4 protein-coding genes, 1 tRNA gene and 1 pseudogene are annotated in these 8,491 nt (G+C 55.6%); 3 read left to right on the top strand and 3 right to left on the bottom strand.

The genetic code is table 11. The features are described from left to right. Nucleotides 1-142: 142 nt before the first annotated feature. Together ACMX3H_RS14825 and ACMX3H_RS14820 are read right to left on the bottom strand one after the other, a co-directional pair. Nucleotides 143-960 (bottom strand): annotated as a pseudogene (locus ACMX3H_RS14825) (Tn3 family transposase); the annotation flags it as partial. Further along, nucleotides 908-1,033: a hypothetical protein gene (locus ACMX3H_RS14820; RefSeq protein WP_415211392.1), complete on the bottom strand. Its 126-nt coding sequence runs from the start codon at nt 1,031-1,033 to the stop codon at nt 908-910. The pseudogene ACMX3H_RS14825 and the gene ACMX3H_RS14820, both read right to left, overlap by 53 nt. A 442-nt stretch (nt 1,034-1,475) precedes the next feature. Here ACMX3H_RS14820 and ACMX3H_RS14815 point away from each other — a divergent pair, with 442 nt between their 5' ends. Together ACMX3H_RS14815 and ACMX3H_RS14810 are read left to right on the top strand one after the other, a co-directional pair. Beyond that, a complete protein-coding gene (locus ACMX3H_RS14815; RefSeq protein WP_415211391.1) occupies nt 1,476-2,171 on the top strand; it encodes an ATP-grasp fold amidoligase family protein in 696 nt (231 codons plus the stop codon). Nucleotides 2,172-2,586: 415 nt separating this feature from the next. Continuing rightward, nucleotides 2,587-2,676 (top strand) — tRNA-Ser (locus ACMX3H_RS14810). A gap of 63 nt (nt 2,677-2,739) precedes the next feature. On the opposite strand, the gene phoH is transcribed toward ACMX3H_RS14810, so the two are convergent. After that, the gene (gene phoH / locus ACMX3H_RS14805) at nt 2,740-3,531 is read right to left on the bottom strand and encodes a phosphate starvation-inducible protein PhoH (protein ID WP_415211390.1); all 792 of its coding nucleotides are present in this window, start codon (nt 3,529-3,531) and stop codon (nt 2,740-2,742) included. A gap of 660 nt (nt 3,532-4,191) precedes the next feature. Here phoH and putA point away from each other — a divergent pair. After that, complete coding sequence (gene putA / locus ACMX3H_RS14800) at nt 4,192-8,142, top strand: trifunctional transcriptional regulator/proline dehydrogenase/L-glutamate gamma-semialdehyde dehydrogenase (RefSeq protein ID WP_415211389.1); 3,951 nt, start codon at nt 4,192-4,194, stop codon at nt 8,140-8,142. Nucleotides 8,143-8,491: the final 349 nt, after the last annotated feature.

Raw genomic sequence — 8,491 nt, 5'->3', positions numbered from 1 at the left:
ATAGTGCAAAAAAATCATTTTCTGATCATTTTTTTGCAATGAGTCCAGAATCCTTAAAATCGTTGTAAGCCGCGCCAATAAAGGGCTTACGACTAATCCAACGTTCCCTTTGATAGTCCAGAAATGCTTGCCACCCCACATGTGCGATTATTACTGCCATCAGACTGTCTGCATCAGCTCCCGTTTTCACATACAGGGGTTGCAGCGTGTCAGCACCGCAAGAAATTGACACTGTTGATTAACGAAGCGAAAAATATCCGTCAGCTCAATCAGGGGAAGCTGTGACTAGAAGTCCGTCACACTGTCCGATTGCCCGGTCATGTCCGACTTACGCCAGCTTAATTTCTGTGTATCATGATCAAATTCTAGATGTGACAACTTACCCTGCTTAAGCTCCCTGTTGAACGCCATCCACTGATCATGCAATTCGCGGGTCAGTGCATCCAGTTGCTGCCCGACTGGAGTACGTAAAAACGGGATATCCATCTGCGCTAGAATATCGGAGTTATCCTCTACGGAAACCAGCTCGTCTGAAAGGTGTCGGTGCTGCAGACTGTCATCAAAATAAAGCTCTCCTGCCTCCAGTCGTTTTCTGATTTGCCGGTACAACCAGAATTCATAACGGCTGGCATGAAGCCCTGTCGGCTTATCTTTTTCATCAACGCTCAGTAACCAGGTTCTCAGTCGTGGCGGAAGCGTGGCCGGTGGGCATTCTGCCAGCGGTCGCTGCGTCAGCCGCAACTGCTTGGAGAATGTCACCCTGACCCATGCCAGCGCAGCAAGCCAGGGGCATTCAGGTGTCACGCTGGAAAAGTTCAGAGTACAAAACAGCTGGCGTAAATGGCGTCGAATATGAGCAGACTGGCTGCCAACTGATTCCCATTGTCTGGCCATCCGGCTGACAGGTTTAATCCGCATTCTCTGTGCTGTGTTTTGCAGGGTCTCCCTGGGCATTATTTTCGTAAGCGCCCCGTGGAGGACGTCTTGAATTATTGGTGGGTTTGTTGTAGGGCTCGGTAAGAATATGTTCCACTACGATGCCTAGTGAACCCGCATCCTATAAGGGACGGCTGTCAGATCATGGATAATCCGGCGATGATAGTGTCTACTTAAATTTTAATGGACACTATCACAAACTTCAGAACCACTAATTTCATATCATTCAAACCGGGATGGAAATAAAAGTTATTAAAATCAATATAATGTGAAAATGCAATGAGCATAAGCGTGTAACGTAGGTTTACTGTCTCATACAACAAACCCACCAATAATTCAAGACGTCCTCCACGGGGCGCTTACGTTAATTTCTGAGGTTAAACATTATGCTAAATACAATCGCTAAAACCGCTATAAAATTTTTACCTGACTTACTTTATCATCAGCTTAAATATTCACGGGTATTAAAAAAATGGCCAAACTTAATACACCCTACCACGTTTAGCGAAAAGATTACGCTTCGGAATCTATGGCTGAAAATGATTTATACCGAATTAGCGGATAAACACAAAGTCAGAAAGTATATTGCCGCCACCATTGGCGAAGAGTATTTGATCAAGCAATATTGCCGCTGTGATGAGCTCACGGAAGACATTTTCGCCTCCCTGCCGTCGTCCTTTGTCATAAAGGCTAACCACGGTTCAGGCTTCAATCAGGTGGTTTATGATAAATCGGCGATCACCTTTGCAGAACTCAGCGCCACTACCCGATTTTGGACGAAAAGCAGTTTTTATAAAATGTCGCGCGAAAAGCACTATAAAAACATTAAACCTTGCCTGTTGGTGGAGGAGCTGCTGCTGGTTGACGGGCATGTGCCAAACGATATCAAGTTCCATTGTTTTAACCGTCAGGGCGAGATGAATATCTTCATCCAGATTGATTACGATCGTTTTGGCGCGCATCGCCGGGACGTTTTCGACGAAAACTGGCAGCGCACCGATATTCGTATGGGATTACAAAATAGCCCGGTACCGATGGCGAAGCCGAAACATCTGTCCCTAATGACCTCGCTTGCCAAACGGATAGCCAAAGATTTCTCTTATCTGCGCATCGACTTTTATGAGGCCAACGACAAAATCTACTTCGGTGAATTGACCTTTACCCCGGGGGGAGGGTTGTGCCGTATTTATCCAGAGGAAATACAGCATAAGTGGGGCAGTTTCTTCATTGATTAAAAGGCCAGCCCAGCAGCCGGTGAAACGCCGTAAACATGCCTCCGCCGCTTATCCAGGGCGTGTTCAACCGGGAACCGCATCACCTGCCTATTTATTCAAAGCGTGGGTGCGGTTTCCTCTTTTATCGTGCATGCAGCCTGAAGCGATTCAATGTTGACTCACTCCCCCGCCCTGCTCCGGCAAAATTTATTGCCTTTTGCCCTTTTTGCTAAGTTACGATGCCGTCCTTATGGCGTAATGCCCGGCAATTCGCTAACGGGATCTTGCCGCCATCGCGGGCGCCGCAATAGCTATCAATGACAAATCGAATAAACGCTCACGCCGTGAGCAATCAGTATTTGTTGCCAAAATTATACTTGACCGTAAAGGGGCGAATCCCTATAGTAACGCCCCGTTGAGCCAGCGGTTAACGCGTGGTGAGGTGTCCGAGTGGCTGAAGGAGCACGCCTGGAAAGTGTGTATACGCGAAAGTGTATCGAGGGTTCGAATCCCTCCCTCACCACCAGCGCCAGAATCCCAATAAGAAAGCCCGGGTTTTCACCCGGGCTTTTTTTGTACCTAAAACCACCTAGCCGTACGCGCTCTGGGTACGCTGACACAGCGCTGACCGCACGCAGTCCTGCTGGCTGAAACGAATGATAGCGATCATGTCATCATCCTCCTGAAACCGTTCCAGCGCGTCCGCCAGCCCGGATTTTACCCCGCGCGGTAAATCGCACTGCGTCACATCGCCGTTAACGATGACCGTGACATTCTCCCCTAATCTGGTCAGGAACATCTTCATCTGATTGACCGTCACATTCTGCGCTTCGTCCAAAATGATCACCGCATTTTCAAACGTTCGGCCGCGCATATAGGCAAAGGGCGCGATTTCCACCTTGCCGATTTCCGGACGCAGACAATACTGCATAAAGGACGACCCTAGCCGCCGCAGCAAAATGTCATAGACCGGACGGAAATGCGGGGCGAATTTCTCGGCGATATCGCCGGGAAGAAACCCCAGATCCTCATCCGCCTGCAACACGGGCCGGGTAACAATTATCCGCTCAACCTCTTTATGAATTAACGCTTCCGCCGCCTTGGCGGCGCTTAGGAAAGTTTTACCGCAACCGGCTTCACCGGTGGCGAAGATCAACTGTCTGGTTTCAATGGCCGTCAGGTACTGCTCCTGAACCTCGTTACGCGCTTCTATCGCCGACGTATCGCGGCTGTCGCGCGCCATGCCGATTGATTCAATCCCGCTCATATGAACAAGAGAAGTGACCGAGTCCTCTTCACGCATTTTGTGATTGCGTGACTCGCGACGAATGACGCGTTTTGCTTCACGACGAACTTTGATCACTGCTTTTTGTCTTCCCATAGTGGCACCTTACAGTTTGTTCACTCTCCACATGGACCAGGCCATGTGATTACGCTTCACATACAGATGAGGTTGCGGCTTCCTTCAAGCCATAGAGAGCCAATGGAGAAGGTGATGGGCCTGCGCGACCGCCGGAAAACACACGGTGCTGTGGGTCTTTCACCGGGGGTAAAAGGGAACAGATCCGGTATCCTAACGAGATGACGAAAGGAAAATAAGGGGGAAAAGGGGTCTCGAAGCGGTATCCGCCGATGCATCGGGGGGTAATTGATAAGGAATGATGTTCAGTATTCAGCCCGTAGCAGGACACTGTCATTAGCGATCCCCATTGTAACCGTGACAACGACACGGTAGAAACGCCGCTTGTTGCCTTTAGTATAATGACATTGCTACAGATTGCCGTCCCAATGCAACTTTTTTTTCATTTAAGTTGCCGTTAACCGCGCATCATTATTGACTGCGACCCCGTTTGAACTCACGTCAATACCGATTAAGGCCACTAATGCATCCGCTACGGGCCGGCTGCCGTTCACCCCGCAAGGCGTGATCACAGACGCAAAACGGCCGTTAACCATCGCGTAATCCTCCGTTTACAGGGTTGCACTAAGTTGCAACATTAGCGATAGTATGGGCACATTTGACAGGCGGAACGGGAAGAGCATGGGTACAACCACAATGGGAGTGAAATTGGATGATGCGGCGCGTGAACGTATCAAACAGGCGGCGCGCCAACTTGATCGCACGCCACACTGGCTGATTAAGCAAGCCATTTTCCATTACCTGGATGCGTTGGAACAAGGTGCAACCTTTGCTCTGCCGCTTCCGGCTGCGCAGGCGGAAACGGACGATGCGCCAAGAGACGCCGAAGAGCCACGTCAGCCGTTTATCGACTTGGCAGAACAGATCCTGCCGCAGTCGATAACGCGGGCCGCCGTCACCGCCGCCTGGCACCGCCCGGAAACCGAGGCGGTACCCTGGCTTTTAGATCAGGCTCGGCACCCGGCGCCGATGGCGGAATCCATTCAGACGCTGGCCGGCAAACTGGCCCACCAGTTGCGCCATCAAAAGCGCAGCGGCGGTCGCGCGGGGGGAATGGTCCAGGATCTTTTGCAGGAGTTTTCCCTCTCCTCCCAGGAGGGCGTCGCGCTGATGTGCCTGGCCGAGGCGCTGTTGCGTATCCCGGATAAAGCCACGCGCGATGCCTTGATTCGGGACAAAATCAGCAATGGCAACTGGCAAACCCATCTGGGCCGCAGTCAGTCGCTGTTCGTCAATGCCGCCACCTGGGGTCTGTTGTTTACCGGCAAGTTGGTCGCGACCCACAATGAAGCCAGCCTGTCGCGCTCCCTCAATCGCATCATCGGCAAAAGCGGCGAGTCGCTCATCCGCAAGGGCGTAGATATGGCCATGCGACTCATGGGCGAACAATTCGTGACCGGCGAACACATCGGCGAGGCGCTGGCCAATGCGCATCGCCTGGAACAACAGGGATTCCGCTACTCCTACGACATGTTGGGGGAAGCCGCGCTGACGGAAGAGGACGCCCAGGCCTACCTGCTTTCCTACCAGCAGGCGATCCACGCCATCGGCAAGGCCTCCAGCGGCCGCGGTATTTATGAGGGGCCGGGGATTTCCATCAAGCTTTCTGCGCTGCATCCGCGCTACTGTCGAGCCCAATATGAACGTGTAATGACGGAGCTTTATCCGCGGCTGTTGCGCCTTACCCTACTGGCGCGGCAATACGATATCGGCCTGAATATCGACGCGGAGGAAGCCGACCGGCTGGAAATTTCCCTCGATTTACTGGCCAAACTTTGCTTCGAGCCGGAGCTGGCGGGGTGGAACGGCATCGGCTTCGTCATTCAGGCTTACCAGAAACGCTGCCCGCAAGTGATCGATGAGTTGATTGATCTCGCCAAGCGCAGCCAGCGCCGCCTGATGATAAGGCTGGTGAAAGGCGCTTATTGGGACAGTGAAATTAAACGCGCGCAAATAGAGGGATTGGAGGATTATCCGGTATTTACCCGCAAGGTTTATACCGACCTTTCCTATCTTGCCTGTGCGCGCAAATTGCTCTCCGTGCCGCACCATATTTATCCGCAGTTCGCCACCCACAACGCCCATACCCTGGCGGCGATTTACCATTTTGCCGGCCAAAATTACTACCCGGGGCAGTACGAGTTCCAGTGCCTGCACGGCATGGGCGAACCGCTTTATGAGCAGGTGGTGGGCAAAATCGCCGATGGCAAACTCAACCGGCCCTGTCGGATATATGCCCCCGTCGGCACGCATGAAACCCTGCTCGCCTATCTGGTGCGGCGTTTGCTGGAAAATGGCGCCAATACCTCGTTCGTCAATCGCATCGCCGATACCACCGTGCCGCTGGAGCAGCTCATTGCCGATCCGGTGCAGGAGGTGACCGCGCTCGCGGCGCGAGAAGGACGCGTGGGCCTGCCCCATCCGAAGATCCCTTTGCCGCGCGATCTTTATGGCCCACAGCGGCGCAATTCCGCCGGGCTGGATCTGGCCAATGAGCACCGCCTGGCGTCCCTATCGGCCGCGTTGCTTAATAGTGAACATCAAACTTGGCAGGCCGCGCCGGTCATCTTCGGCGAGGCGAGCGACGGGCCGATGCATCCGGTGCGCAATCCGGCGGACAATCGGGATGTGGTGGGTGAATGCCGGCCCGCCACGCGTGAAGAGGTAACGCAGGCGTTGGCCGCCGCCGCTCATCACGGTGCGCTCTGGTCCGCTACGCCGCCCACCGAGCGCGCCGCGGTGCTACAAGAGGCCGCTAACCGTCTGGAAGCGGAGATGCAGCCGCTCATCGGCCTGCTGGTGCGCGAGGCGGGCAAGAGTTTTAGCAATGCCGTGGCAGAGGTGCGCGAGGCGGTGGATTTCCTACGCTACTATGCCTGTCAGATAGCGCGGGATTTTGATAACGACAGCTACCGTCCGCTCGGGCCGGTGGTGTGCATCAGCCCCTGGAATTTCCCGCTGGCGATTTTTACCGGTCAAATCGCTGCCGCGCTGGCGGTGGGGAATACGGTATTGGCCAAACCGGCGGAGCAAACGCCGCTGATTGCCGCCAGGGCGGTCGCGCTGATGCTGGAGGCCGGCGTTCCCGAAGGCGTGCTGCAACTGCTGCCCGGCGAGGGGGAAACCGTCGGTGCCGCGCTGGTGGCGGATCCGCGCGTTCGAGGGGTCATGTTCACCGGCTCGACCCAGGTGGCCAGACTGCTGCAAAATACCCTCGTCGCGCGGCTGGATCCGCAGGGACGACCGGTACCCCTTATTGCCGAAACCGGCGGTCTTAACGCCATGTTGGTGGATTCTTCCGCGCTGACGGAACAGGTGGTCACCGACGTCGTGGCCTCGGCCTTCGACAGCGCCGGGCAGCGCTGTTCGGCATTACGGTTGCTGTGTATCCAAGACGATGTCGCCGATCGGACATTGCGTATGCTGCGCGGCGCCATGGCTGAATGTACGCAGGGCAACCCGGAACACCTTGCCACCGATGTCGGCCCGGTTATTGACGCCAGCGCCAAAGCGGCCATTGACAACCACATCGCCGCGCTGCGCGAGCGGGGCCATGCCGTCTGGCAAACCGATGCGCCCGATGGCGGCTGTGGCGCACAGGGCACCTTCGTTCCCTTAACCCTGATTGAACTCAACAGCGTCGACGAGCTTACCGAGGAGGTCTTTGGACCGGTGTTGCATGTTGTGCGCTATCGGCGCAGCGAGCTCGATAGCATCATCGACAAAATTAACGCCAGCGGTTACGGCCTCACGTTAGGGCTGCATACCCGCATAGATGAGACTATCCACCGCGTTACCGAGCGGGCACACGTCGGCAATTGCTATATCAATCGAAATATCGTCGGCGCCGTGGTGGGCGTCCAGCCCTTCGGCGGCGAAGGGTTATCGGGAACCGGTCCTAAGGCCGGCGGCCCGCTGTATCTATACCGCTTACTGTCCCAGCGTCGTGATGATGCGGTACTGCCCGCGCTGCAGGCGCTGGATGCGGTGCAGGCACCGGATTTCAGCCGACGGGAAGCATTACAGCAGGCGCACCCTGCCCTGGTCACCTGGATGGAAACACATCATCCGACGCTTGCCGCGCATTGTCGGCGCCTGGGCGACATATCGCAGGCGGGCAGCGTGCGTCTGCTAACCGGCCCCACCGGCGAACAAAACAGCTATCGGCTGCTACCGCGCGAGCGCATTTTATGCCTAGCGGATCAGGAGCCTGATCTGTTATTGCAACTCGCGGCGGTCACCAGCATTGGCGCACGGGCGCTGTGGGCGTCGTCGCCTCAGTGCCGCCGGCTGTTCGCCGCGTTGCCCGACCCTGTCCAGCAGCGTATCACTCTGGTGGCGGACTGGAGCCAGGAGAACATCACGCTGGATGCCGTGCTGTTTCATGGTGACTCCGACCAGTTGCGAAGTTTGGCACAAACGCTTGCAGCACGTCCTGGCCCATTGATAGCGGTACAAGGTTACGCCCGCGGCGACAGCCAGATAGCGCTGGAACGGCTGTTAATCGAACGCGCAATCAGCGTCAATACCGCCGCCGCAGGCGGCAATGCCACTCTGATGACTATCGGCTAAAAGGGGCTTTTGCCTGCGCGTCGCCTGCACCTGATAGGGACGCGTCTTGTGCCTAAGCGTCATCTGGACTGGTCACGGGCGCGTCCCCCGGTTGGGGCGCGCCGTGTACCTGCGTTCCTGCGCCCTCCGGCGCTGGCCCTACGCACCGCAAACACTGCAGGGCGTATTGGCACTGCTGGGGGGTAATGTAACGCCCGCCCCGCTCCCAGGTGCTGGTTCCGGTCACGTCCGATCACTGATTCCGATTTCACCCGATCACTGATTCCGGTCGCCCGATCAGCGATTCCGATTCTGTCCGATCGCTCATCTTCTGTTCCGCCATACTCTGGAGACTTTTAGCTTCCGGGGG

This window comes from Sodalis sp. (in: enterobacteria), assembly GCF_047607725.1.
GTDB lineage: Bacteria > Pseudomonadota > Gammaproteobacteria > Enterobacterales > Enterobacteriaceae > JBLKSS01.
This window is presented reverse-complemented; position numbering and strand designations above follow the sequence as displayed.